Annotated in this window: 1 protein-coding gene; it reads right to left on the reverse strand. The window is 34.1% G+C overall.

Translation table 11 applies throughout. The features are described 5' to 3' along the window. Positions 1–8 precede the first annotated feature (8 nt). Positions 9–1,400: an aldehyde dehydrogenase family protein gene (locus CRV01_RS12930; protein ID WP_129008745.1), complete on the reverse strand. Its 1,392-nt coding sequence runs from the start codon at positions 1,398–1,400 to the stop codon at positions 9–11. Positions 1,401–1,412 lie beyond the last annotated feature (12 nt).

The following is a 1,412-nucleotide window of genomic DNA, read 5'->3' on the forward strand; positions in this document are numbered from 1 at the left end:
AAAATGAATTATAAAACAGGAGATTTAATAACCATCATTTTTTGGTTTTGCATTTCATTCATAGAATCAGGGATACCACCTAATCCAAGACCAGAAGTTTTAGCACCACCAAATGGCATCCAGTCAACTCTAAATGCAGTATGATCATTTACCATGATAGTAGTACCATTTAATCTTTTAACAGCTTTTAAAGCATTATCAATATTTTTAGTAAATACAGCAGCTTGGAATGAAACATCTAAAGAATTAGCTCTATCAATAGCTTCATCAATATTTGAATAAGAATAAACAATAACAACAGGTCCAAATATTTCTTTAGTAGAAACTAAAGCATCATCAGCAGGATTTAAAATAACAGTAGGCTCATAACAAGAATCAGAGATTCTCTTACCACCAGTTAAAATCTTACCACCTTTTTCAACAGCTTCATTAACCCACTCTTCAACTCTATTAACTTCATTGTTGTTAATTAATGGACCAACTTCAGTTTTAGGATCTAATTGATCACCAACAACTAATTTAGAAGCATAATCAGTTAATTTAGAAGCAACTTCATCAACAATAGATTCATGAACATAAACTCTTTGAACAGAAACACAAACTTGACCAGCATGATAGAAACCACCTTTTCCTAAATCAGGAATCATAGCATCAATATCAGCATCAGGCTCAACAATAACAGGAGCAACCCCACCATGCTCTAAAGCAGCTCTAGTACCAGGAGATGACTTAGAATTTAAATACCAACCAACAGGTCCAGAACCAATAAACGTAAAGAAAGCAGTCTTAGGAGATGTAACTAATAACTCCCCACCTTCTCTGTCACAAACAACAGCTTGAGCCCAACCATCAGGAAGACCAGCTTCTTTTAATAATTCAACTAATTTAACAGCTGACATAGGAGTTTGAGTCGCAGGTCTAATAATTACAGGACAACCAACAGCAAGTGCAGGAATAACTTGGTGAATAGCTAAGTTAAAAGGATGGTTAAATGCTGAAATAGCAGCAACAACACCAATAGGTTCTTTCATTGTATAAGCCATTCTATTAACACTAGATGCAGTGTGACCCATAGCAATTTCTTGACCTTCTTGCATACCAATTTGCTCAATAGCGATTTTAACACCATTGATAGCTCTTTGAATTTCAACTTTAGAATCCATATAAGGTTTACCACCTTCAGAAGCACAAAGAATAGTTAATTCTTCTACTTGAGAAGACATGATTTTCATTAGGTTTTCTAAGATTTCAATTCTCTTATGCTTTGGAATCCAATTATCAACATCTAAAAACTTTTCATATGCAACGTCGATTGCTTTTTGAACACCTTCTATACTTGTAAAAGGAACTGTTCCTACTACTTTCCCGTCATATGGTGATGTTACTTCTATTGTACTCATTTCTTTCCTTTT

Source organism: Arcobacter sp. CECT 8983, assembly GCF_004118855.1.
In the GTDB taxonomy this organism is placed as follows: domain Bacteria; phylum Campylobacterota; class Campylobacteria; order Campylobacterales; family Arcobacteraceae; genus Halarcobacter.